Source organism: Klebsiella pneumoniae subsp. pneumoniae HS11286 (assembly GCF_000240185.1).
In the GTDB taxonomy this organism is placed as follows: Bacteria; Pseudomonadota; Gammaproteobacteria; order Enterobacterales; family Enterobacteriaceae; genus Klebsiella; species Klebsiella pneumoniae.
Map to the genome: position 1 here is coordinate 1,974,998 of NC_016845.1, position 21,816 is coordinate 1,996,813.

A 21,816-nucleotide genomic window follows, 5' to 3' on the forward strand; every position below is an offset into this window, starting at 1 on the left:
TATTTTCCTTCTGACCCGACAGCGGCGCTTATCCTGGCTGGTACTCGTCCGGCTCTGATTGTCTCCAGGCCCGTGCCAGCGCAGCGCCGCCGGGCGATGGCATCAGGCACGGCGTCGCTTTTATGCCGGGTGGCGGCTGCGCCTTACCCGGCCTACGTTCGTACGACCTGCCGTTAATTTATTCACCATTGTTGCTGAAACTGCCGGTGCTGACGGCCTCAAAATCGCTGAGACATTCCCGGAAGGCCGTGGCAGTCTCCAGGCCCGCGCAAGCGCAGCGCCGCCGGGCGGTCAGGTTCCGTGCCCGTGGTGGTGCCGGATGGCGGCATAAATGCCTTATCCGGCCTACAGGAACACACCACCCAGGCCCACACCGCTCCCTGCGCCAACGCCGCGCTAATGTGGCTTACACCGGCGTTACCCTGGCCTCCTTCGCCTCGCGCGTCCCGCGATGAAGCAGCGCGTGCAGCAGGATCGCCCCGAAGGTGGCCGTGCCAATCCCGCCCAGCGTAAAGCCGCCCAGCGACAGCGCGAAATCGCCGGCGCCCAGCACCAGGGTCACCGACACCATGATCAAATTGCTGTTTTGACTCAGATCCACCCGGTTTTGCACCCAGATCCGCGCCCCGGCGACGGCAATTAAGCCAAAGACCACGATCGAGGCGCCGCCGATTACCGGCCCGGGAATGGTGTGGATTAATGCGCCGAACTTCGGCGAGAAACCCAACAGCATGGCAATCAGCGCCGCGGCGACAAACACCAGCGTTGAGTAGACCTTGGTCACCGCCATGACGCCGATGTTCTCCGCATAGGTGGTGACCCCGCTGCCGCCCACCGAACCGGAGAGCATGGTCGCCAGCCCGTCGCCGACGAAGGCGCGCCCCATGTACGGGTCCATATTGCGCCCGGTCATCCCGGCGACGGCCTTCAGGTGCCCGAGGTTCTCGGCCACCAGGATCACCGCGACCGGCGCAATCAACATCATCGCCTGGCCGTTAAAGGATGGGGTGGTAAAGTGCGGCAGCCCGAACCACGTCGCCTGGGCGAGGGGGGAGAAGTCCAGCGGTTTGCCAAGGCCCAGGCCGTTAGCCAGCAGGGCGTACAGCGCGCAGGCGACGATCAGGCCGACCAGGATCAGCAGTCGCTGCAGCATCCCGCGGGTAAATACCGCCACTATGCCGATGCAGAGCACGGTCAACACCGCCATCCAGCTGTCGAAGGCGCTGGCGGAGACGCTGCGCACGGCAATCGGCGCCAGGTTCAGGCCGATAGCCATCACCACCGCGCCGGTCACCACCGGCGGCATCAGGCGCTCGATCCAGCGGGTGCCGATCTTCATCACCACCAGACCAATCAGGGTGTAGACCAGCCCGCAGGCGATGATCCCGCCAAGGGCGACGCTCAGATGAGGGTTCAGCCCCTGGCCGTTAAAGCCGGTAATGGCGATCACCACCCCGACAAAAGCGGCGCTGGAGCCGAGATAGCTCGGCACCCGTCCGCCGGTGACGACAAAGAACAGCAGGGTGCCGACGCCCGACATCAGAATAGACAGGTTCGGGTCGAGCCCCATCAACAACGGCATCAGCACCGTCGCGCCGAACATCGCAACGGCGTGCTGCACGCCCATCACCAGCGTTTGCCCGGCCGACAAGCGTTCATCGGGGGCGACAACGCCGGATTCGGCGGCAGGAGAGGTCAGCTTCCAGCGAGGAAAATCGAAGAGTGCCATGATGATATCCCGGGTTAAAGGTTAACAAGCTGGTCGCATAAGCGTGTGATAGCCGCGGTCAAACCACATCAGTCCCCGGGGCTCCGGGTGACGGGTAATGGCCACGACGTGACAAAACAGAATGTCGTGCGTCCCGACGCTGACGCGCTGGTCGATGCGGCAGTCAAAGCTGACCAGAGCCGCCTCCAGCCGCGGACAGCCTGTGGCGCCGGTCTGCCAGTCGGCGGCGGCAAAACGCTCGTCCATTGCCGTTTTACCGCCAAACAGCGTCGACAGGGTCTCCTGTCCGGCCGCCAGGGTATTGACGCATAGCGTGTGGTGTTCGCTGAACACCGGCCACACCGAAGCCGAGCGGTTCAGGCAGACCAGCAGGGTCGGCGGCGTGTCGGTAACGCTGCAGACCGCGCTGGCGGTGAATCCCGCCCGGCCCGCCGGGCCATCGGTGGTAATAATGTTAACCGCGGCGCCGACGTGGGCCATGGCGTCACGGAAACTCGCTTTGTCCGTTAACTCCATCGTAAACTCCTTATGCCAGCAGGCAGGCTTCATCAAAGGACAGGCGCGGCAGGCGGCCGTACAGCTTGCCGGGGTCGCCATAGCCGATGTTCACCAGCAGGTTGCTTTTCCAGCCGTTGTCGGCAAAAAATGCCGCGTCGACTTTTTCCCGGTCAAAACCGGACATTGGCCCGGTGTCGAGGCCCAGCGCCCGGCAGGCAAAAATCAGATACGCCGCCTGCAGGGAGCTGTTGCGAAACGCGGTCTCTTCCGCCAGCTGCGGGCTGGAGGTAAACCAGCTGCGGGCGTCACCGTGGGGAAACAGGGTCGGCAGCCGGTCGTAGAAGGCGCTATCCCACGCCACGATGGCGGTCACCGGCGCCTGCATGGTTTTCTGCAGATTGCCGCTGGAGAGCGTCGGGCGAAGTTTCTCTTTGCCTTCCGCGCTGCGCACGAACACGATGCGCGCTGGCGAACAGTTGGCGGAAGTCGGCCCCATTTTCATCAGGTCCCAGACGGCCTGCAGCTGCGCATCGCTCACTGGCTTATCCAGCCAGCCGTTGTGGGTCCGGGCCTGGGTAAACAGCGTCTCGCAGGCCGTGTGGTTTATTGCGTCGTTCATCGGGTCTCCCTGGTGACCGGCAGCATAGCGGACAGCCCGTCGCGTAAAATGGTATTAAAGGTATCGGCGTCGGTGACGTTACAGGCATGGCCGCCCCACGGCATTTCCACGAGCTGGCTGCCGGGGATCGCCGTCTGCAGCACGCGGGAGCAGGAGGCGGGGACCAGCAGGTCGTCAGCGGCGCTGATAATCAGCGTCGGGCAGGCGATGGCCGACGCACGGCGTGAAAAATCAGCCTGCTTCAGGGCCTGCAGCCGCTTCAGCAGATTCTCTTTGCCCTGAAAATGGCTGATGGCAAGCGCATCTTCCGCTTCGAGGCGCGGCAGGCGCGCGGCCATCCATTCCGCCGGGTAGAGAAATAGCGGCTGCGCTTCGACCCACGCCTGCGCGCCGCCGGCATGCAGCAGACGCTCGCGCACCTGGAAGCAGCGGCGGGTATGCGGCGACAGCGACAGCCAGCCGTTGACCAGCGCCAGGGCGCTCACCGCCTCGGGGCGATCGAGCGCCAGCTGCAGGCCAATCAGCGCCCCCAGGGCGTGGCCCACCAGCGCGAAGCGGGCGATCCCCGCCGCCTGCAGAGCGCTGAACAGCTCCCCGGCCTGTAGCCGGCGGGCAGCGGACCGGCGTTCTCCCCGGTCCCGTTATGGTCATAACTCACCAGCTGATACTGTTCCTCCAGCGCCGCGCGCTGCGCCAGCCAGTAGCCGCCGCCCCCGCCCAGACCGGCGCTGAGGACCACCACCGGCGCGCCGGGCCACGGAGCAGGAGCAATATTGAGCCTCATCATGTCGGGGTACCGATATGGGCGACGCTGGCGATTTCCACCAGCGCATCGGGCTTCACCAGTCCGCACTGAATGCAGAAGCGCGCCGGTTTATCGCCGGGGAAGAACTCGGCATAGACCTCGTTAATCGCGGCGTAATTTGTCCAGTCGGTGATAAAGATGCTGTTGAAAGTCACATCCGCCATACTCCCGCCCGCCGTTTCGATAACGCTCCTGATGGTCTCCAGCACGTGGCGGGTTTGCGCCTTTGGGTCGCCGATGTGCACCACATTGTTTTGCTTATCAAACGGCAGGGTGCCCGAGACGTAGACCACCCCGTCGGCGAGCGTCCCCGGAACAAAGGGGGCAATCGGCGCGGTGGTGCCTGGCGGAATAATCACCTGTTTAGGCATAACGTTTCTCCTTGGCTAAAGGCAGCGGGGCGGCGGGGGACAGCGCGTGGCAGAAGCTCTCGACGTCGCTGATCCAGCCGAAAAAGGTTTCAATATTGAACAGCGCCGCCTGCTGGGCGAAGGCCGGGCCGGCCTGATGGGTGGCATCCTCCAGCACGATGCCGAAGTATTCGAGAAAGAAGCCATCGCGCAGCGTCGATTCGACGCAGACGTTGGTGGCGATCCCGGTGAACACCAGGTGGCGTATGCCGCGGCTGCGCAAAATGCTGTCGAGCGGGGTGTTAAAGAAGCCGCTGTAGCGCGGTTTCGGCAACACGATATCGCCTTCCTGCGGCGTCAGCTCGTCCACCAGCTGATAATCCCAGCCGCCTTTCGCCAGCAGCTTGCCCTGCAGCTCCGGACGCTGACGCATCGTTTTCAGCGCGTTGGATTTGTGATAGTTCGGCGAGCCCGGGCCGCCAGCTTCAACATACTGATCATCCCAGCCATTCTGGAACCAGATAATCAACATACCCGCGGCGCGAGCGGCGGCGACGGCGGTATTAATATTGTCGATAACCGGCCGGGTAGCGGAGACGTCAAAGCCGGCGAGATCCAGATAACCGCCCTGGCTGGCGTAGGCGTTCTGCATATCGACCACAATCAGCGCGCTCTGCTGCGGCGCGAAGGTCAGGGATTCCGGGCGAGCGGGAAGGGTAATCATCAGGCCACCTCACGGGTAACAGAAGCAATGTGGTTCCGGCAGCGCATCAGCGGCTGAATGCGTTCGCCAAAGGCGTCAATGCCGGCAAGAAAATCATCAAAAGTCAGCAGCACGCCGTCGGTGCCGGGCACGCTCGCTACTTCATCAAGCATACGGGCGACGCTGGCATACGATCCGACCAGGGTGCCCATGTTAATGTTGACCGCCGAGGTGGGGTCGGCCATCTGGCGCACGTTGGTATCGCTGCCGGAGCGGGTATCTTTCTGACTCTGCTCGGTGAGCCACGCCAGCGCTTCTTCATCGGCGCCCCCTTTGTAATGTTCCCATTTGGCGCGCGCCGCCTCGTCGGTTTCGTCGGCGATCACCATGAACAGCACATAGGATCCCACGTCGCGGCCGGTTTTTTCCGCCGCCTGCATCATGCGTGCGGCGGTCGGGGCAAAGGCCGTTGGCGTGTTGACTCCTTTGCCAAAGCAAAAGTTGTAGTCCGCATGCTGGGCGGAGAAGGCCATCCCGGCATCGCTCTGCCCGGCGCAGATCACCTTCATCGGCTGCGACGGGCGCGGGCTGACCCGGCAGTCGTTCATGGTGAAGTAGTCACCTTTGAAATCGCTGCGCCCGGTGCCCCACAGGTCACGGAGCACCTGGACGTATTCGGTGAGATAGTCATAGCGGCTGGCGAAATAGTCATCTCCCGGCCACATGCCCATCTGGTCATATTCCGGTTTTTGCCAGCCGGTCACCAGATTGACGCCAAACCGGCCGCCGGAGATGGAGTCGATAGTGGAGGCCATCCGGGCGACAATCGCCGGCGGCAGCGTCAGGGTGGCGGCGGTGGCGTAGATCTGGATCTTCGAGGTCACCGCGGCCAGGCCGGCCATCAGGGTGAAGGACTCCAGGTTGTGATCCCAGAATTCAGTTTTCCCGCCGAAGCCGCGCAGTTTGATCATGGAGAGCGCGAAGTCGAAATGGTAGTGCTCGGCCTTCTGCACGATGGCCTTATTCAGTTCAAAGGTCGGCATATACTGCGGGGCATGGGTGGAGATCAGCCAGCCGTTGTTGCCAATGGGAACGAAAACACCAATTTTCATACCTACCTCTCTGCAGTCATGGAAGATGGGTTGCGATGGTGCGGCATCCTGCCTCTCCCTGGACCACCTCGCAGAAAAGGTAAAGCAAAGGCGATGCCAGTTTTATAAATGCTAATGTTATTAATGTGTTACTTTTGAGTTGCTGAAAAGGACGGTAAAAAAGTGGACTGGATGGTCAAAATCAGTGCACGAAAAAACGGCAGTCATGCGCAATCAGGGTGCATGGGGTCGTGTCGGCGCAGGGCTTTTGCTATGCTGGTGGCGTCAACTGAAGGAGAGGATGTATGGCACAGGGCGCGGTGAAGAAAAGCGGCAAACGTTCACAAGCGGTCAGCGCCAAAAAGGAGGCCATCCTGGCCGCCGCGCTGGAGGCATTTTCGCAATTTGGTATTCACGGTACGCGGCTGGAGCAGGTGGCTGAACGCGCCGGGGTATCGAAAACCAATCTGCTCTATTACTACCCTTCGAAAGAGGCGCTGTATGTGGCAGTCCTGCAGCAGATCCTCGCCATCTGGCTGGCGCCGCTGAAGGCCTTTCGTGAGGATATCAGCCCGCTGGTGGCGATCCGCGAATATATTCGCCTGAAGCTGGAAGTGTCCCGCGATCACCCCCAGGCCTCGAAGCTCTTCTGCCTCGAGATGCTGCAGGGGGCGCCGCTGCTGATGGGCGAACTGACCGGGGATCTGAAAGCGCTGGTCGATGAGAAATCGGCGATAGTCTCCGGCTGGATCGACCGCGGCAAGCTGGCGCCGGTCGATCCACAGCATTTAATCTTTATGATCTGGGCTACCACCCAGCATTACGCCGACTTCGCCACCCAGGTGGAGGCGGTCACCGGCGCCACGCTGCAGGATGCGGCCTTTTTTGAACAAACGGTCGATAATGTCCAGCGGATGATTATCGAAGGCATTCGCGTCCGTTAATTGGCGGGCGGCAGCGGGCAGCTTTGATCGCCATCCTCGCACTGTAGCAGCGAGGCGAGGAAAGACTCCCGCTCCACGCTCTTATCGGTCATGCACTGGCTGACCAGCATTGGCTGCATGCTGCCGCCTTCGGCGCCGGACGCGAGAAAGGCGCAGTCGGCGTCGCGTAAGGCGATCCATGCCTGCTGCGCCTGCTTCAGTAATGTTTGTTGTTTACCCACCGCCCGCTGCAGGGCCTGCTGCCATGTGTCGTTCAGTTTTTTATCGGCCGCCTGATACTGCGCAGCCGCGCACTGATTCATTTCGGTTTGGGTGTTGGCGCTGCTGCACTCGTCCGCCAGCGCCGCGCCGCTGGCCAGCAGGGCCATCACGGCAAATAACGTGCGTTTCATTGTTCTGCTCCCATAAAAAAGGCTCCCGTCCGGGAGCCTTAATTAAACACAGCTGACGTCAGCTGTCATTAGCTGATCGCAGCGCAGACTGATTGCCCGGATGGCGGCGCACCGCGCCTTATCCGGGCTACCCTTTGGCGGTGGTAGGTAGCCCCGGTAAGCGCAGCGCCACCGGGGAGCCCGTTTTAGCCGATGGTCATCAGGCTGGCGTTACCGCCTGCCGCCGCGGTGTTAACGCTCAGCGAACGCTCGATATACAGCCGCTCCAGCAGCAGATTGGTTTCGCCGCGGGCGAAGCCCTGCACGGAGACAATCGCCCCATCGCGCGCCGCCACCTGCTCGCACAGCTCGCGCAGCTGGTCGGAATCGCCGTGGTAGATAACCGCGTCGAAGGCCTGGCCAGGCAACTGCTCCGCTTTGGCAAAGCGAATGCGCTCGCTGACCTCCCGCGGCAGTTTCTTCGCCAGATCGCGCTGCAGGGCGCTGTCCGGCCACAGTACTTCACAACCCACCGCCAGCACAGCCGCCAGCTGGATCAGCGCATCCTGTTCGTTATCCGCTACGCACAGCACGCGCTCGCGCGGCATCAGCGTCAGGGTGTTGCGCTCGCCGGTTGGCCCCGGCAGCAGGCGTTGAGTGCCGCTTTGCGCCTGCTCGCTGTACTGCTGGCACAGCGCCTGCAGCTCAGGACGGCCCGCGGCCCACTGCTGCAGCGCCTGCAGCGGTTTTTCCAGCAGCGTTTTCAGCTGGGCGTCCAGCGGACGCTCTGCATCCTGGCGGGCGAAGGTCACGCCAACCGCGTCCTGCGGACGGCTGGAGAGCAGACGGTACAGATACAGCGGACCGCCGGCTTTCGGACCGGTACCGGACAACCCTTCGCCGCCGAACGGCTGAACGCCGACCACCGCGCCAACCATATTGCGGTTGACGTACAGGTTGCCCACCTTGGCGCTGCCGGTGACCTGGGCGATGGTTTCGTCGATACGGGTATGCACGCCGAGGGTCAGGCCGTAGCCAGAGGCGTTAATCTGCTCGACCAGTTTGTCCAGCTCGTTACGGTTATAGCGCACCACGTGCAGTACCGGGCCGAAGACCTCTTTTTTCAGCTCGTCGAAGCTGTCGAGCTCGATAAGCGTCGGCGGCACGAAGGTCCCGTGACGCCATTCGCGGGCGTCTTCGCTATTCTCACGCACCGCCTGGTAGACGGTGCGGCCTTTGGCGCGCATCGCCTGAATATGGCGTTCGATATTCTCTTTCGCTTCCGCATCGATAACCGGACCGATATCGGTGGTCAGGCGCCCCGGATTGCCCATCCGGCACTCGCTCATGGCGCCGCGCAGCATGGTTAAGGTGTGATCGGCGACCTCTTCCTGCAGGCAAAGCACGCGCAGGGCGGAGCAGCGCTGGCCGGCGCTGTCGACGCGGAGCCAGCACGTCGATCACTACCTGCTCGGTGAGCGCCGACGAATCGACGATCATCGCGTTCATCCCGCCGGTTTCGGCGATCAGCGGCGTCGGGCGGCCCTGGGGATCGAGGCGGCTGGCGATATTGCGCTGCAGCAGGGTGGCCACTTCGGTGGAGCCGGTGAACATCACGCCGCGCACGCGCTCATCGGAGGTTAGCGCGGCGCCCACGGTCTCCCCGCGGCCCGGCAGCAGTTGAATAACGCCCGGCGGCACGCCGGCTTCCAGCAGAATCGCCACGCCCTGGGCGGCGATAAGCGGCGTCTGCTCGGCAGGTTTCGCCAGCACGCTGTTGCCGGCCGCCAGCGCGGCGGCAATCTGGCCGGTGAAGATCGCCAGCGGGAAGTTCCACGGGCTGATACAGACCACCGGACCCAGCGGGCGGTGAGTTTCATTATCGAAATCGTCGCGCACCTGGCCGGCGTAATAGTGCAGGAAGTCAACGGCTTCGCGCACTTCAGCGATGGCGTTGCTGAAGGTTTTACCCGCCTCGCGCACCAGGATCCCCATCAGGGTCGGCATTTGGCTTTCCATCAGCACCGCGGCGCGCTCAAGAATGGCGGCGCGCTCCTGCGGCGGAGTGGCGAACCAGATCGGCGCATTGTTGATAGCGCTGGTCAGCGCCTGCTGCACTTCAGCGTCGCTGGCTTCGCGGACGTAGCCGACGATATCTTTCGGCTCTGCCGGGTTAACCACCGGCTGCATCTCGCCTTCGGCCACCGGCTGCTCCAGCATCGGCAATGCCTGCCATTTATGCAGCGCGCTGTTGAGCAGGGAAGAGGAGAGGGAGGCCAGACGGTGCTCGTTCGCCAGATCGAGACCGGCGGAGTTGCTCCGGCCGCTGCCGTAGAGATCGCGCGGCAGCGGGATTTTCGGATGCGGCAGGCCGGCCTGGCCTTCCTGCTGCGCCAGTTTTTCTACCGCGCTGACCGGGTCGGCCACCAGCTCGTCCAGCGGCAGGGTATTGTCCGCGATACGGTTGACGAAAGAGGTATTGGCGCCGTTCTCCAGCAGACGACGCACCAGATACGCCAGCAGCGTCTCGTGGGTGCCCACCGGGGCGTAGATGCGGCACGGCCGGTTCAGTTTGCCGTCGGCGACCTTGCCCACCACCTGCTCGTACAGCGGTTCGCCCATGCCGTGCAGGCACTGGAACTCATACTGGCCCGGGTAGTAGTTCTGGCCCGCCAGCTGGTAGATAGCCGCCAGAGTATGAGCGTTATGGGTGGCGAACTGCGGGTAAATCAGGTTCGGCACCGCCAGCAGCTTCTTCGCGCAGGCGAGGTAGGAGACGTCGGTGTAAACCTTGCGGGTGTATACCGGATAGCCTTCGAGACCTTCCATCTGCGCGCGTTTAATTTCGCTATCCCAGTAGGCGCCTTTCACCAGACGGATCATCAGGCGACGGCGGCTGCGGGTGGCGAGGTCAATCAGGTAATCAATGACAAACGGACAGCGCTTCTGGTAGGCCTGAATCACGAAGCCAATCCCGTTCCAGCCGGCCAGTTCCGGCTCGAAGCACAGTTTTTCCAGCAGGTCGAGGGAGATCTCCAGACGGTCTGCCTCTTCGGCGTCAATATTGATGCCGATGTCATACTGGCGCGCCAGCAGGGTCAGCGATTTCAGCCGCGGGTAAAGCTCTTCCATCACCCGGTCATACTGCGCGCGGCTGTAGCGCGGGTGCAGCGCGGAGAGCTTAATGGAGATACCCGGACCTTCATAAATGCCGCGGCCGTTGGAGGCTTTGCCGATGGCATGGATCGCCTGCTGATAAGAAACCATATAGGCCTGGGCGTCAGCGGCGGTCAGGGCGGCTTCGCCGAGCATATCGTAGGAGTAGCGGAACCCTTTTTCTTCCAGCTTGCGGGCGTTGGCCAGCGCTTCGGCGATGGTTTCCCCGGTGACGAACTGCTCGCCCATCAGGCGCATCGCCATATCCACGCCTTTGCGGATCAGCGGTTCGCCGCTCTTGCCGATGATGCGGTTCAGGGAGCGGGAGAGGCTGGTCTCGTTATGGGTCGACACCAGTTTTCCGGTGAACAGCAGCCCCCAGGTGGCGGCGTTGACGAACAGCGACGGGCTGCGGCCGATGTGCGACTGCCAGTTGCCGTTGCTGATTTTGTCGCGGATCAGCGCATCGCGGGTGGCTTTATCCGGAATACGCAGCAGGGCTTCCGCCAGGCACATCAGCGCCACCCCTTCCTGTGAAGAGAGGGAGAACTCCTGCAGCAGGCTCTGCACCATGCCGGCGCGGCCGCTGGCGGTTTTCTGGTTGCGCAGTTTTTCCGCCAGCTGATACGCCAGCTTGTGCGCCTGTTCGCCCAGCGGCTGCGGCAGACGGGCCTGCTCCAGCAGCATCGGTACCGCGTCGGTTTCCGGACGTCGCCAGGCGGCGGTGATCGCCGCGCGGCTCACCGACTGCGGCAGGATCTGCTCGGCGAATTCGAGGAACGGCTGATAGGGCTCTTCCGTTGGTTCGCTGGCGTCATCGCTTTCGTTGGCGGCCCCGGAGAGCAGGGCCGGCAGCTCAGGCAGCGTCTCGTCGTTCTCCAGTTTTTCCAGATAATTAAAGATGGCCTGCTTAATCAGCCAGTGCGGCGTGCGGTCAATACGGCTCGCGGCGGATTTAATGCGCTCGCGGGTTGCGTCGTCAAGCTTAACACCCATGGTGGTGGTGCCCATGCTCAAAACTCCTGTCATTTATCGTTAGGCTTATGCGGTTGCATGGAAATATCCACTATGTTGCAACTTTGTGCAACCTTGTTAATTGTGGCTTGTGACGGAAGCCGTGAAATGGCTAATTTGTTAAAAATAACCCCTAAAATAGCAGAAATTTAACCCCGGGCTCATAGGGTATTTGTATGCGTGAGTTAACACTTTTGTTTGGTGCAACCTTTAAAAACGTGAGAGAGTGCAACCTCTAACAAATTGACGTTTTGCGCCGTCGGTTTTTCGTGTAAATGCTGTGTTAAATCGTTTGTGAAAAACCGAAGCTTCCGTCAGGATACGGTCGCCCAATTAAACAATGCGCCATTACCCCGTTCCGGTAGTGGAAAAAAACGACGAAGTTGGACGCTGTCGATAAAAATTCTGGAGACTTTGCATGGCTATTAGCACACCGATGCTGGTGACATTTATTGTTTATATTTTTGGTATGGTATTGATAGGGTTTATTGCCTGGCGTTCGACCAAAAACTTCGATGATTATATTCTCGGGGGAAGGAGTCTGGGGCCATTTGTGACCGCGCTTTCCGCAGGGGCGTCGGATATGAGCGGCTGGCTGCTGATGGGCCTGCCAGGGGCGATTTTCCTCTCCGGGATTTCCGAAAGCTGGATCGCCATTGGCTTAACGCTGGGGGCGTGGATTAACTGGAAGCTGGTGGCCGGTCGCCTGCGCGTGCATACCGAGGTGAATAATAACGCCCTGACGCTGCCCGATTATTTTACCGGCCGTTTTGAAGATAAAAGCCGGGTGCTGAGAATTATTTCGGCGCTGGTTATTCTGCTGTTCTTTACCATCTATTGCGCTTCAGGAATTGTCGCGGGGGCGCGTCTGTTTGAAAGCACCTTCGGCATGAGTTATGAAACCGCACTGTGGGCCGGGGCGGCGGCGACGATTATCTATACCTTCGTCGGCGGCTTCCTCGCGGTTAGCTGGACCGATACCGTGCAGGCCAGCCTGATGATTTTCGCGCTGATCCTCACCCCGGTGATCGTGATTATTTCCGTCGGCGGCTTTGGCGATTCGCTGGAAGTGATTAAGCAGAAGAGCATCGAAAATATCGACATGCTGAAAGGGCTGAACTTCGTGGCGATTATCTCGCTGATGGGCTGGGGGCTGGGTTATTTCGGTCAGCCGCATATTCTGGCGCGCTTTATGGCGGCGGATTCGCACCACAGCATCGTTCACGCACGTCGCATTAGTATGACCTGGATGATCCTCTGCCTCGGCGGGGCGGTGGCCGTCGGCTTCTTTGGCATCGCCTACTTCAATAACAACCCGAGCCTGGCGGGCGCGGTTAACCAGAACGCCGAGCGCGTGTTTATCGAACTGGCGCAAATCCTGTTTAACCCGTGGATTGCCGGGATCCTGCTGTCGGCGATTCTGGCGGCGGTGATGTCCACCCTGAGCTGTCAGCTGCTGGTCTGCTCGAGCGCAATTACCGAAGACCTGTATAAAGCCTTCCTGCGTAAAAACGCCGGTCAGAAAGAGCTGGTGTGGGTGGGCCGTATGATGGTGCTGGTGGTTGCCCTGGTGGCCATTGCCCTGGCGGCCAATCCGGAAAACCGCGTGCTGGGTCTGGTGAGCTACGCCTGGGCTGGCTTCGGCGCCGCCTTTGGCCCGGTGGTCCTGTTCTCGGTAATGTGGTCGCGCATGACCCGTAACGGCGCGCTGGCCGGGATGGTGATTGGCGCCCTGACCGTGATCGTCTGGAAGCAGTTTGGCTGGCTGGGCCTGTATGAAATCATTCCGGGCTTTGTCTTCGGCAGCATCGGGATTGTGGTCTTTAGCCTGCTGGATAAAGCGCCGTCGGCCAGCATGCAGCAGCGCTTTGCCGAAGCGGATGCCCACTACCATACGCCGCCGCCGGTACGCGCCACGGCTGAGTAAGATCATCTAATGCTCACGAGCCCGCCGCTGGCGGGCTTTTTATTGCCTGGTGCCGTGCCGGAATATTATAACCCTTGCTAATTATCTGAAAATCCGCTGATATTTCCTGACTAATAACAATGAGGATAGCAAAGATGACGTTCAGACAGGGTGCAATGGCGCTGGTGCTGGCAGGGTTACTCAGCGGCTGCGTGGCGGGTGGAAGTTCATCGACCAGCGCGCCGAAGCCCGGCGTCTGCCCGGCGGATAAGTCCATGGTGCAAACCACGCTTTACTTCGGTCTGAGCCGCCCGGCGGGGAAAGACATCACCGCTGAAGAGTGGCAACAGTTTGTCGACCGTGACGTCACGCCGCGCTTTCGCGACGGGCTGACGGTGTTTGATGCCCACGGCCAGTGGCTTGGCCAGAATGGTCAGGTGGTGCGGGAGCAGAGCAAGGCGCTGATGGTGATCCATGGGCATGACGCGCAGAGCGAGGCGGGTATTGAGGCTCTGCGCCAGGGCTATAAATCACGCTTCGCACAGGAGTCGGTGATGCGTGTCGACCAGCCGGTCTGCGTGCAGTTCTGAGTAAACGGCGGGGGCAGCCCCGCCGTTTGTTTTACAGCACCAGCCCGGCGAAGCTGGCGGAAAGCAGGCTCACCAGCGTGGCGCTATACACCAGCCGCAGGCCGAAGCGGGAGACGATATTGCCCTGCGGTTCATTCAGGCCTTTGATCGCCCCGGCGATAATGCCGATCGAGGCAAAGTTGGCAAACGAAACCAGGAATACCGAGAGAATGCCGAGCCCGCGAGGGGTCATGCTGGCGGCAATCTTTTGCAGCTCAATCATCGCCACAAATTCGTTAGCGACCAGTTTGGTGGCCATGATGCTGCCGGCGTTTAGCGCATCGCTCAGCGGGATGCCGATAAGCCACGCCAGCGGATAAAAGACGTAGCCGAGGATCTGCTGGAAGCTGAGACCAAACAGGGTGGCGAATAGCGCGTTAATGGCGCTGATCAGGGCGATAAAACCGATCAGCATCGCCAGAATAATCATCGCCACTTTAAAGCCGGCCAGAATATATTCCCCGAGCATTTCAAAGAAACTCTGCGATTCATGCAGCTTCTCGAGTTTTATTTCCTGCTCGCTGCCCGGCCGCGTCGGGTTAATTACCGACAGCACGATAAAGGTGCTGAACATATTGAGGATCAGCGCTGCGACGACATATTTGGCGTCCAGCATGGTCATATAGGCGCCGACAATCGACAGCGATACGGTCGACATGGCCGTCGCCGCCATAGTGAACAGTCGCCGTGAGGAGAGGTCGCCCAGTACGCCCTTGTAGGCAATGAAGTTCTCCGACTGGCCGAGGATCAGCGAGCTGACGGCGTTGAAAGATTCCAGCTTACCCATGCCGTTTACTTTCGACAGCAGGGTGCCAATCACGCGAATAAAAATCGGCAGGATCCGCCAGTGCTGGAGAATACCAATCAGCGCGGAAATAAACACAATCGGACACAGGACGCCCAGGAAAATAAAGGCTAAGCCTTTTTCGCTCATGCCGCCAAAGACGAAATTGGTCCCTTCGGCGGCAAAGCCTAACAGCGAAGCAAAAAAGCCGGAAATATTTTTTACCAGCCACAGGCCGCTTTCGGCGTGCAGGAAAAAGAAAGCGAGCGCTATTTCGATAATAATCAACTGGAGAATATAACGAATACGAATTTTTTGTCTGTCGTAGCTGACAAGCCAGGCCAGGGCGAGGATCACCGCCAGCGCCAGCAGGAAATGAAAAAATGCAGTCATGTTGTTCTTTTCGCAAGTCAATAAGGCCGCCATTTAGCCATAGCCGCTACGGCGGGTAAATATCTGGCGTAAAAAATCCTTTGCTTATTCTTTCCCTTCATAACAGGCGAATATTTTCATAAGTCATTATTTGTCAGCGATTTATTTACAACTGATCATCATTCTCTGCACATTTCGCTTGTGTTTCTGAGCATTGTAATGATAATCACTATCATAAATATTACCTGTTTTTGCATTCGTTGACGGTGTTTTACATTTAAGGGTATTGGCATGTTTGTCCCATTTCTCATTATGTTACGCGAAGGCCTGGAGGCGGCGCTGATTGTCAGCCTGATCGCCAGCTATCTGAAACGCACCCAGCGCGGCAACTGGATTGGCGTGATGTGGATTGGCGTGATCCTCGCGGCGGCGCTATGTCTTGGCTTAGGCATCTTTATCAACGAAACCACCGGTGAATTTCCTCAGCGTGAACAGGAGCTGTTCGAAGGGATCGTCGCGGTCATTGCGGTGGTGATCCTGACGTGGATGGTCTTCTGGATGCGCAATGTCTCACGCAACGTCAAGCAGCAGCTGGAGCAGGCCGTGGACAAGGCGCTGCAGCGCGGTAATCACCACGGCTGGGCGCTGGTGATGATGGTCTTTTTCGCGGTCGCCCGTGAGGGGCTGGAGTCGGTCTTCTTTCTGCTGGCGGCATTCCAGCAGGATGTCGGTATCTGGCCGCCGCTGGGGGCGCTGCTGGGTCTGGCCACCGCTATCGTGCTGGGCTTCCTGATCTACTGGGGCGGTATCCGCCTTAACCTTGGCGTGTTCTTCAAATGGACCAGCCTGTTTATTCTGCTGGTGGCTGCTGGCCTGGCCGCGGGGGCGATCCGCGCCTTCCACGAGGCGGGCCTGTGGAACCTGTTCCAGGATACCGCCTTCGATCTGAGCAACGTGCTGTCGACGCATACGCTGTTCGGCACGCTGCTGGAAGGGATCTTCGGTTATCAGGAGACGCCGAGCGTCAGCGAAGTGGCTGTCTATCTGCTTTATCTGATCCCGGCGCTGGTGCTGTTTGCCCTGCCGCCGCGGAATAATACCACTGCCTCGCGGGCTGCCTGACCGGGCGCTGCGAGCTTATAAGCGACACTCTACTTACCGAAAGGGATGATCATGATGATTCATTTTCGCCGTAATGCGCTGCGGGTGACCGTGGCCGCGCTGCTCAGCTCTGCATTCGGTGCACAGGCTGCGGATATCCCGCAGGTCAAAGTCACCGTCAACGACAAGCAGTGCGAGCCGATGCAGGTGACCGTTAACGCGGGTAAAACCCAGTTTATTATTCAGAACCACAGCCAGAAAGCGCTGGAGTGGGAGATTCTGAAAGGGGTGATGGTGGTGGAAGAGCGCGAAAACATCGCGCCGGGCTTTACTCAGAAGCTCACCGCGAACCTGCAGCCGGGCGAATATGACATGACCTGTGGCCTGCTCACCAACCCGAAAGGCAAACTGATCGTCACCGGCGCCGCCACCAAAGACGCGGCGAAAGCGGATGCGGTGCTGAGCCTCGGCGACGCGATCACCGCCTATAAAGCCTATGTGACGGCGGAAACCGCGCAGCTGGTTAGCGGCACCAAAGCCTTTACCGACGCGGTGAAAGCCGGCGATATCGAAAAAGCGAAAGCGCTGTACGCCCCGACGCGTCAGCATTACGAGCGCATCGAGCCCATTGCCGAGCTGTTCTCTGACCTTGACGGCAGCATCGACGCCCGCGAAGACGACTTCGAGAAAAAAGCGGAAGATCCGAAATTTACCGGTTTCCACCGTCTGGAAAAAGCGCTGTTTGGCGATAACAGCGTCAAAGGGATGGAAAAATATGCCGATCAGCTGAACAGCGATGTGCTGGAGCTGCAAAAGCGTATCAGCGAGCTGGCGTTCCCGCCGTCAAAAGTCGTGGGCGGCGCGGCAGGATTAATTGAGGAAGTCGCGGCCAGCAAGATCAGCGGTGAAGAAGATCGCTACAGCCATACCGATCTGTGGGACTTCCAGGCCAACATTGACGGCGCGCAGAAAATTGTCGACCTGCTGCGCCCGCAGCTGCAAAAAGAGAACAGCGCGCTGCTGGCGAAAGTGGACGCCAACTTTAAGAAAGTGGACAGCATCCTCAGCAAATATCGCACCAAAGACGGTTTCGAAACCTACGATAAGCTGACCACCGCCGACCGTAATGCGCTGAAAGGGCCGATCACCACCCTGGCGGAAGATCTGGCTCAGCTGCGCGGGATCCTGGGGCTGGACTAAGTCGATGGCACAGCAGAAACCCCACGACGTGAACGAGCCGTCACGTCGTCGCTTACTGAAAGGGATCGGCGCGCTTGGCGGCGCGCTGGCCATCACCGGCGGCTGCCCGGTAGCGCATGCGGCAAAAGCGGAAAGTTCCCCGGGGACGCTCACACCCGACGCGCGCCAGGAAAAGCAGCCATTCTATGGCCGGCATCAGGCGGGCATTCTGACGCCGCAGCAGGCTTCGATGATGCTGGTGGCCTTCGATGTGCTGGCGGCTGATAAAGCCGACCTCGAGCGGCTGTTTCGACTGCTGACCCAGCGTATCGCCTTTTTAACCCAGGGCGGCCCGGCGCCGGACACGCCGAATCCGCGGCTGCCGCCGATGGATTCCGGCATCCTGGGGCCGTGGATTGCGCCAGATAACCTGACCATCACCGTCTCGGTCGGCCATTCGCTATTTGATGAGCGCTTTGGCCTGGCGGATAAAGCACCGAAAAAGCTGCAGCCGATGACCCGCTTCCCCAACGATTCGCTGGATGCCGCGCTGTGCCATGGCGACCTGCTGCTGCAGATCTGCGCCAATACTCAGGATACGGTGATCCACGCCCTGCGTGATGTCATCAAACATACGCCGGATCTGCTGAGCGTGCGCTGGAAGCGGGAAGGGTTTATCTCCGACAGCGCGGCGCGCAGCAAAGGCAAAGAGACCCCCATCAACCTGTTGGGGTTTAAGGACGGCACCGCTAACCCGGCGAGCCACGACAGCGCGTTGATGGATAAGGTAGTGTGGGTGACAGCCGATCAGGACGAGCCGGCCTGGACCGTGGGCGGCAGCTATCAGGCGGCGCGAATTATCCAGTTTCACGTGGAGTTCTGGGATCGGACGCCGCTCAAGGAGCAGCAGACGATCTTTGGTCGCGACAAGCACACCGGTGCGCCGCTGGGGATGAAAAACGAACACGATACCCCGGATTACAGTAAAGATCCTAACGGCGAAGTCATTGCGCTGGATAGCCATATTCGTCTGGCCAATCCCCGCACGCCGGAAACCCAGTCCAGCCTGATGATGCGCCGCGGCTACAGCTATTCGCTGGGGGTTACTAACGCCGGACAACTGGATATGGGGCTGTTATTCGTTTGCTATCAGCACGATCTGGAAAAGGGTTTTCTGACGGTGCAGAAACGACTTAACGGCGAGGCGCTGGAGGAGTATGTCAAACCGATCGGCGGGGGCTACTTCTTTGTTTTACCCGGCGTAGTGGATGATAAACACTATCTGGGAGAGTCGCTGCTGCAGGCCTGATACCGACCCTGCCCGTAAGGGCAGGGCGTTTTCTGCTGTTTTTCTCATTTTTCTTATATTTCCTGCCATGTGTTATATTTCTGTAATACAAATGACCGATAGTCTCCTACACTTGCTTAAGAACTATTTGTTGCGTCATTGTGAAAAATAAGTTGCATTAAGAATCTTTTTTGATGTACTTATTACATACGCGGTAGTTCCCGGCAGTGTGACGTTTCACTATGGAGATCGCGAATGGTAAGGTCCCGTACCGGACAACGTAAAACCTCAGACCGTACTCTTCAGCACGGAAGCCCCGCTTCCGGCAGCGATTTTCTTACTCTTTCTCTCTCCGCTTCGCATTATTACAACCTTGGCAGGGTACGCGGTGCGCGTAGCCGCGACTCGTTGTCAGTTCTACCGGCAAGCAATGGCTTACAAGGAAGCCAAACCTCAATCGTTCGTGCGCATAGTCGCGTCGATGTTGACGCGTGTGATGTAAACCAACAACGCAAGGTGCTATCCATGGGAAGACAAAAAGCAGTGATCAAAGCTCGTCGTGAAGCAAAACGTGTGCTGAGACGGGATTCACGCAGCCATAAGCAGCGTGAAGAAGAATCGGTCACATCGCTTGTGCAAATGAGTGGCGTAGAAGCAATTGGCATGGCGCGGGACAGCCGTGATACTTCCCCAATTGAGGCGCGCAATGAGGCTCAGGCGCATTATTTGAATGCCATCGACAATAAGCAGCTGATTTTCGCTACCGGCGAAGCTGGATGCGGCAAGACCTGGATCAGTGCGGCGAAGGCAGCTGAAGCCCTGATCCATAAGGATGTGGACAGAATTATTGTTACCCGTCCCGTTCTGCAGGCCGACGAAGATCTCGGCTTCTTACCGGGAGATATCGCCGAGAAGTTCGCTCCCTATTTCCGACCGGTTTACGATGTGCTGGTGAAAAGGCTGGGGGCTTCCTTTATGCAGTACTGCCTGCGTCCGGAAATCGGCAAGGTGGAAATCGCGCCGTTCGCCTATATGCGCGGACGTACCTTTGAAAATGCGGTGGTGATTCTGGACGAGGCCCAGAACGTGACCGCAGCGCAAATGAAGATGTTTTAACCCGCCTCGGGGAGAACGTGACGGTCATCGTCAATGGCGATATCACCCAGTGCGACTTGCCCTCTGGCGTGAGATCTGGCCTGAGCGATGCGCTGGCGCGTTTTGAGGAAGACGAGATGATCGGCATCGTGCGTTTCACCACCGATGACTGCGTGCGCTCGGCTCTCTGCCAGCGGACGCTGAAAGCCTATTATTAATCGTCATACTGTGAGCAAGGCCCGGGCTAGCCCGGGCTTTGTTGTTTTGATCCTTGCGACAGTCTGAAGTGCGGATAAAATTTCTGTTTTGAGGGATCCATCGCTGTATGTGATAGAATTTCTTCTCTGTAATACAAGAATATCTGCTTTGCTATACATAAGCGCCTTTCTAATAATTTCTTTCGTCTTACGCCGTTTTACTCATTTAATTGTATGGATACTTGTAAGGGAAGCACAATGGTCTTACATGGGAAAGTTATCAAGTTATTAATTACTATTTTGATGGTGGGGTTGTCATCCGCTGCTTATAGTAAAGATTATCAGGCAGGGAAAAACTTCACTGTTATTCATTCTACTGTTAAGCAACCGCCGCCACTGGTTGAGTTTTTTTCCTTCTACTGCGGACCTTGTTATGCGTTTGCAGAGCGCATCAATGTTGATACAGCTATCAGAAAGCGCCTGCCCGACGATATGAAACTGGAAAAATACCATGTCAGCCAGATGGGGCCTTTAGGACCAGCATTAACAGAAGCATGGGCCGTAGCACAATATGCTGGGGTAGATGGCAAGGTGGAAAAGTTATTGTTTGAGGGTTTACAGGTTAAGCGTGATATTAAAACGGCAGCTGATATTGTTATGGTGTTTAATCAACTTGGCATTACGTCAGAGAAATATGCCGAAATGCAAAGTAACTTTATGGTAAAAGCTTTAATTGCCAGACAGGATAATCTGGTCGAAAAAATGAAAGTGCATGGTACGCCTTCTTTTTATGTTTCAGGAAAATATCATATTAACAATACATCACTCGCGCAAGATGACTATGATACCTATGCAGAGGATATGGCTAATCTGGTTTTATTTTTGCTTAACAAGCCCCTGTAACACGAAGTGAGAAAGTATCATTAGGTTTGTCTTTTTCGTTCTGTCCGGGTGGCGTTGCCACTCGTCGAACCCCGGTCGGGGGTTCTCATCCCCCCCGGCGGGTGCCACATAGCGAAAAAAAAAGCCCGTACTTGCGTACGAGCTCTTCTTAAAATATGGCGGTGAGGGGGGGATTCGAACCCCCGATACGTTGCCGTATACACACTTTCCAGGCGTGCTCCTTCAGCCACTCGGACACCTCACCATATTGTCTTGCTGCTCACCTTGGGTGGGCAACGGGGCGCTACTATAGGGAGTTGCGTTAAAACGGTCAAGCATATTTTCTTCTTTCTTTGCCGTTCGCTCACGCAATGAACAATGCCCCGCTGCGGCTCAGCGGGGCGGGCGTTTTAGCGCTGGGAATCCAGCTGTTCGTTATTCTTCACGACGTCCTGCGCTTTGCTGTAGCTTTCGATCAGCAGCTGGTAGGCCGGGAAGACTTTGGTGTACACCTCCGCCCATTCTGCGGCGTCCGGGCGATTCCAGGTGCGCTGCAGCTCAGAGGCGACGGCGGCGGTATCCATTGGCACTACGCCGGCCTGTACCACGCGAGCCAGGGTGATCTCCTGCGCCATTTTGCTGTAGGTGCCGGAAGCGTCAATCACGGCAAACACTTTATAACCGTCGGCGACAGCGGCGATAGCCGGGAAGGCCATGCAGACGCTGGTGATGGTCCCGGCGATAATCAGCGTTTTACGGCCGGTCGCTTTCACCGCGGCGACGAATTCCGGGTTATCCCAGGCGTTAATCTCACCTTTACGGGCGATGTATTTCGCATGCGGCGCGTTTTCATGAATCTCCGGGATCAGCGGACCGTTCGGCCCCTGCGGCACGGAGGCGGTCGTGATCACCGGGATCCCGGCAAGCGACGCCATCTTGGCCAGCGCGGCGGCGCGAGCGCGCAGCTCTGGCATCGGCATATCGCCGACGGTCTGGAACAGACCGCTCTGATGGTCAATCAACAGCATTGCGGTATCGTTAACATCAATCACCGGACGAGCACCGTTAAAGTTAGCGGGAGTAGACATAGTATTCACCTCAAT

23 protein-coding genes, 1 tRNA gene and 3 other annotated features are annotated in these 21,816 nt (G+C 58.8%); of the genes, 9 read left to right on the forward strand and 15 right to left on the reverse strand.

Features of this window, described 5'->3' with window-relative positions; all coding sequences use genetic code 11:
* Positions 1–406: 406 nt before the first annotated feature.
* The 8 genes from KPHS_19070 to KPHS_19140 form a co-directional block, all read right to left on the reverse strand.
* Positions 407–1,729 (reverse strand): putative transport protein, encoded by a 1,323-nt coding sequence (locus KPHS_19070; RefSeq protein ID YP_005226207.1) that lies wholly within the window; start codon positions 1,727–1,729, stop codon positions 407–409.
* Between the two features lie 21 nt (positions 1,730–1,750).
* A complete protein-coding gene (locus tag KPHS_19080) occupies positions 1,751–2,245 on the reverse strand; it encodes a putative flavin:NADH reductase (protein YP_005226208.1) in 495 nt (164 codons plus the stop codon).
* A gap of 10 nt (positions 2,246–2,255) precedes the next feature.
* Positions 2,256–2,846, reverse strand: a complete 591-nt coding sequence (locus KPHS_19090) for a malonic semialdehyde reductase (RefSeq protein ID YP_005226209.1) — start codon at positions 2,844–2,846, stop codon at positions 2,256–2,258.
* Positions 2,843–3,391 carry a putative hydrolase gene (locus KPHS_19100; RefSeq protein YP_005226210.1) on the reverse strand — a complete coding sequence of 183 codons (549 nt, stop codon included), beginning with the start codon at positions 3,389–3,391 and terminating at the stop codon, positions 2,843–2,845. Before KPHS_19100 ends, KPHS_19090 begins: the two co-directional genes overlap by 4 nt.
* Positions 2,843–3,633, reverse strand: a sequence feature (potential frameshift: common BLAST hit: gi|238894074|ref|YP_002918808.1| putative hydrolase). It overlaps the preceding gene by 549 nt.
* The gene (locus tag KPHS_19110) at positions 3,367–3,633 is read right to left on the reverse strand and encodes a putative hydrolase (protein YP_005226211.1); all 267 of its coding nucleotides are present in this window, start codon (positions 3,631–3,633) and stop codon (positions 3,367–3,369) included. (Overlaps the previous feature by 267 nt.) Before KPHS_19110 ends, KPHS_19100 begins: the two co-directional genes overlap by 25 nt.
* Positions 3,630–4,022 (reverse strand): pyrimidine utilization protein C, encoded by a 393-nt coding sequence (locus tag KPHS_19120; protein YP_005226212.1) that lies wholly within the window; start codon positions 4,020–4,022, stop codon positions 3,630–3,632. The genes KPHS_19110 and KPHS_19120 overlap by 4 nt, the downstream gene beginning before the upstream one ends.
* A complete protein-coding gene (locus KPHS_19130; protein ID YP_005226213.1) occupies positions 4,015–4,725 on the reverse strand; it encodes a pyrimidine utilization protein B in 711 nt (236 codons plus the stop codon). The genes KPHS_19120 and KPHS_19130 overlap by 8 nt, the downstream gene beginning before the upstream one ends.
* Entirely contained in the window at positions 4,725–5,816 is a 1,092-nt protein-coding gene (locus KPHS_19140; protein YP_005226214.1) for a pyrimidine utilization protein A, read from the reverse strand. Before KPHS_19140 ends, KPHS_19130 begins: the two co-directional genes overlap by 1 nt.
* Before the next feature lie 284 nt (positions 5,817–6,100).
* Here KPHS_19140 and KPHS_19150 point away from each other — a divergent pair, with 284 nt between their 5' ends.
* Positions 6,101–6,739: a transcriptional regulator gene (locus tag KPHS_19150; RefSeq protein YP_005226215.1), complete on the forward strand. Its 639-nt coding sequence runs from the start codon at positions 6,101–6,103 to the stop codon at positions 6,737–6,739.
* Here the strand turns inward: KPHS_19150 and KPHS_19160 are convergent.
* The 3 genes from KPHS_19160 to KPHS_19180 form a co-directional block, all read right to left on the reverse strand.
* The gene (locus tag KPHS_19160) at positions 6,736–7,131 is read right to left on the reverse strand and encodes a DUF1311 domain-containing protein (protein YP_005226216.1); all 396 of its coding nucleotides are present in this window, start codon (positions 7,129–7,131) and stop codon (positions 6,736–6,738) included. The genes KPHS_19150 and KPHS_19160 overlap by 4 nt on opposite strands.
* 185 nt (positions 7,132–7,316) lie before the next feature.
* Positions 7,317–8,357, reverse strand: coding sequence for a trifunctional transcriptional regulator/proline dehydrogenase/pyrroline-5-carboxylate dehydrogenase (locus KPHS_19170; protein YP_005226217.1), 1,041 nt, complete (start codon positions 8,355–8,357; stop codon positions 7,317–7,319).
* Positions 7,317–11,277 (reverse strand) — a sequence feature (potential frameshift: common BLAST hit: gi|152969597|ref|YP_001334706.1| trifunctional transcriptional regulator/proline). It overlaps the preceding gene by 1,041 nt.
* Entirely contained in the window at positions 8,317–11,277 is a 2,961-nt protein-coding gene (locus tag KPHS_19180; protein YP_005226218.1) for a proline dehydrogenase/delta-1-pyrroline-5-carboxylate dehydrogenase, read from the reverse strand. It overlaps the preceding feature by 2,961 nt. Before KPHS_19180 ends, KPHS_19170 begins: the two co-directional genes overlap by 41 nt.
* 421 nt (positions 11,278–11,698) lie before the next feature.
* Here KPHS_19180 and KPHS_19190 point away from each other — a divergent pair, with 421 nt between their 5' ends.
* Entirely contained in the window at positions 11,699–13,207 is a 1,509-nt protein-coding gene (locus KPHS_19190) for a major sodium/proline symporter (protein YP_005226219.1), read from the forward strand.
* Positions 13,208–13,220: 13 nt separating this feature from the next.
* Here KPHS_19190 and KPHS_19200 read toward each other — a convergent pair whose 3' ends face one another.
* Complete coding sequence (locus KPHS_19200) at positions 13,221–13,463, reverse strand: hypothetical protein (RefSeq protein YP_005226220.1); 243 nt, start codon at positions 13,461–13,463, stop codon at positions 13,221–13,223.
* Between KPHS_19200 and KPHS_19210 the strand changes: the two genes are divergently transcribed.
* Positions 13,462–13,776 (forward strand): choline dehydrogenase, encoded by a 315-nt coding sequence (locus tag KPHS_19210; protein ID YP_005226221.1) that lies wholly within the window; start codon positions 13,462–13,464, stop codon positions 13,774–13,776. The two genes, KPHS_19200 and KPHS_19210, sit on opposite strands and share 2 nt — an antisense overlap.
* A 31-nt stretch (positions 13,777–13,807) precedes the next feature.
* Here the strand turns inward: KPHS_19210 and KPHS_19220 are convergent, their stop codons facing one another.
* A complete protein-coding gene (locus tag KPHS_19220; protein ID YP_005226222.1) occupies positions 13,808–15,025 on the reverse strand; it encodes a nucleoside permease NupC in 1,218 nt (405 codons plus the stop codon).
* 237 nt (positions 15,026–15,262) lie between these two features.
* On the opposite strand from KPHS_19220, the gene KPHS_19230 reads away from it, so the two are divergent.
* The 6 genes from KPHS_19230 (at position 15,263) to KPHS_19280 (ending at position 20,734) form a co-directional block, all read left to right on the forward strand.
* Entirely contained in the window at positions 15,263–16,093 is an 831-nt protein-coding gene (locus KPHS_19230; protein ID YP_005226223.1) for an FTR1 family protein, read from the forward strand.
* A gap of 51 nt (positions 16,094–16,144) precedes the next feature.
* Entirely contained in the window at positions 16,145–17,272 is a 1,128-nt protein-coding gene (locus tag KPHS_19240; protein YP_005226224.1) for an iron uptake system protein EfeO, read from the forward strand.
* 4 nt (positions 17,273–17,276) lie between these two features.
* Positions 17,277–18,560, forward strand: coding sequence for a deferrochelatase/peroxidase EfeB (locus tag KPHS_19250; RefSeq protein YP_005226225.1), 1,284 nt, complete (start codon positions 17,277–17,279; stop codon positions 18,558–18,560).
* A 504-nt stretch (positions 18,561–19,064) separates the two neighbouring features.
* Entirely contained in the window at positions 19,065–19,655 is a 591-nt protein-coding gene (locus tag KPHS_19260) for a PhoH family protein (RefSeq protein ID YP_005226226.1), read from the forward strand.
* Positions 19,065–19,852, forward strand: a sequence feature (potential frameshift: common BLAST hit: gi|288936184|ref|YP_003440243.1| PhoH family protein). (Overlaps the previous gene by 591 nt.)
* A complete protein-coding gene (locus KPHS_19270) occupies positions 19,673–19,852 on the forward strand; it encodes a PhoH family protein (protein ID YP_005226227.1) in 180 nt (59 codons plus the stop codon). It overlaps the preceding feature by 180 nt.
* Before the next feature lie 237 nt (positions 19,853–20,089).
* Complete coding sequence (locus KPHS_19280; RefSeq protein ID YP_005226228.1) at positions 20,090–20,734, forward strand: putative DsbA oxidoreductase; 645 nt, start codon at positions 20,090–20,092, stop codon at positions 20,732–20,734.
* Positions 20,735–20,890: 156 nt separating this feature from the next.
* Here KPHS_19280 and KPHS_t00750 read toward each other — a convergent pair.
* Together KPHS_t00750 and KPHS_19290 are read right to left on the reverse strand one after the other, a co-directional pair.
* Positions 20,891–20,978 (reverse strand) — tRNA-Ser (locus KPHS_t00750).
* Positions 20,979–21,123: 145 nt separating this feature from the next.
* The gene (locus tag KPHS_19290) at positions 21,124–21,801 is read right to left on the reverse strand and encodes a putative cysteine hydrolase (RefSeq protein YP_005226229.1); all 678 of its coding nucleotides are present in this window, start codon (positions 21,799–21,801) and stop codon (positions 21,124–21,126) included.
* Positions 21,802–21,816 lie beyond the last annotated feature (15 nt).

Coding starts and splice junctions, on each gene's coding strand:
- KPHS_19090 (YP_005226209.1), bottom strand. CDS start 2,846: ATGAACGACGCAATAAACCACACGGCCTGCGAGACGCTGTTTACCCAG.
- KPHS_19200 (YP_005226220.1), bottom strand. CDS start 13,463: ATGGACTTATCCGCCGGGCAGACGCCGGGCTTCGGCGCGCTGGTCGAT.
- KPHS_19260 (YP_005226226.1), top strand. CDS start 19,065: ATGGGAAGACAAAAAGCAGTGATCAAAGCTCGTCGTGAAGCAAAACGT.
- KPHS_19120 (YP_005226212.1), bottom strand. CDS start 4,022: ATGCCTAAACAGGTGATTATTCCGCCAGGCACCACCGCGCCGATTGCC.
- KPHS_19110 (YP_005226211.1), bottom strand. CDS start 3,633: ATGATGAGGCTCAATATTGCTCCTGCTCCGTGGCCCGGCGCGCCGGTG.
- KPHS_19150 (YP_005226215.1), top strand. CDS start 6,101: ATGGCACAGGGCGCGGTGAAGAAAAGCGGCAAACGTTCACAAGCGGTC.
- KPHS_19070 (YP_005226207.1), bottom strand. CDS start 1,729: ATGGCACTCTTCGATTTTCCTCGCTGGAAGCTGACCTCTCCTGCCGCC.
- KPHS_19290 (YP_005226229.1), bottom strand. CDS start 21,801: ATGTCTACTCCCGCTAACTTTAACGGTGCTCGTCCGGTGATTGATGTT.
- KPHS_19180 (YP_005226218.1), bottom strand. CDS start 11,277: ATGGGCACCACCACCATGGGTGTTAAGCTTGACGACGCAACCCGCGAG.
- KPHS_19170 (YP_005226217.1), bottom strand. CDS start 8,357: ATGCGCGCCAAAGGCCGCACCGTCTACCAGGCGGTGCGTGAGAATAGC.
- KPHS_19130 (YP_005226213.1), bottom strand. CDS start 4,725: ATGATTACCCTTCCCGCTCGCCCGGAATCCCTGACCTTCGCGCCGCAG.
- KPHS_19080 (YP_005226208.1), bottom strand. CDS start 2,245: ATGGAGTTAACGGACAAAGCGAGTTTCCGTGACGCCATGGCCCACGTC.
- KPHS_19280 (YP_005226228.1), top strand. CDS start 20,090: ATGGTCTTACATGGGAAAGTTATCAAGTTATTAATTACTATTTTGATG.
- KPHS_19240 (YP_005226224.1), top strand. CDS start 16,145: ATGATGATTCATTTTCGCCGTAATGCGCTGCGGGTGACCGTGGCCGCG.
- KPHS_19160 (YP_005226216.1), bottom strand. CDS start 7,131: ATGAAACGCACGTTATTTGCCGTGATGGCCCTGCTGGCCAGCGGCGCG.
- KPHS_19190 (YP_005226219.1), top strand. CDS start 11,699: ATGGCTATTAGCACACCGATGCTGGTGACATTTATTGTTTATATTTTT.
- KPHS_19230 (YP_005226223.1), top strand. CDS start 15,263: ATGTTTGTCCCATTTCTCATTATGTTACGCGAAGGCCTGGAGGCGGCG.
- KPHS_19250 (YP_005226225.1), top strand. CDS start 17,277: ATGGCACAGCAGAAACCCCACGACGTGAACGAGCCGTCACGTCGTCGC.
- KPHS_19210 (YP_005226221.1), top strand. CDS start 13,462: ATGGTGCAAACCACGCTTTACTTCGGTCTGAGCCGCCCGGCGGGGAAA.
- KPHS_19220 (YP_005226222.1), bottom strand. CDS start 15,025: ATGGCGGCCTTATTGACTTGCGAAAAGAACAACATGACTGCATTTTTT.
- KPHS_19140 (YP_005226214.1), bottom strand. CDS start 5,816: ATGAAAATTGGTGTTTTCGTTCCCATTGGCAACAACGGCTGGCTGATC.